This is a genomic window from Paenibacillus sinensis, from assembly GCF_019904155.1.
GTDB lineage: Bacteria > Bacillota > Bacilli > Paenibacillales > Paenibacillaceae > Paenibacillus_AQ > Paenibacillus_AQ sinensis.
Window position 1 is genome coordinate 1 of record NZ_JAHCMB010000166.1, and the last position, 487, is coordinate 487.

The window sequence follows — 487 nt, forward strand, 5'->3', positions numbered from 1 at the left end:
ATGAACTGGTCCCCTTGTCAAGGACACTTGAAAAAAGAGAGTTAAGCGACCGACAGAAGATGATTCCTGTATTGCACAGGGGTCATCTTTTTTCGTCCCCATTGATATCTGTGATGGTTGTAGTAGTGTATGTAGCGGTCGATTTCAAACTGAAGTTCTTCCAAAGTGGAGCAGTTACGACTAACGACGTGATCTTTCATGTGGCCGAAGAAAGACTCTTGCGGGGCGTTGTCCCAACAGTTTCCACGCCTGGACATAGACTGGCCAAGTTTCTTCTTCTTCAGCAGTTCCTGATACTGGGGGCTCGTGTAGTGACAGCCTTGATCGGAATGGATAAAGGCATCCTTATGTAACTTCAAGCGTCGTTGCTTCATGAGATTCTCAATCGTATCCGTTGCTAAGGGCATGGAAAGGCTCTTGGAGAGGTTGTACGCGAGTAACTCTCCGGTGGAACCATCCAGAATGGTGGATAGGTACGCCATCTCCG

General features: G+C 47.8%; 1 protein-coding gene. It reads right to left on the reverse strand.

Features of this window, described 5'->3' with window-relative positions; translation table 11 throughout:
- Positions 1-41: 41 nt before the first annotated feature.
- The coding region (locus KIH86_RS19020) for an IS3 family transposase (protein ID WP_223110614.1) at positions 42-487 on the reverse strand (446 nt) is incomplete at its 5' end.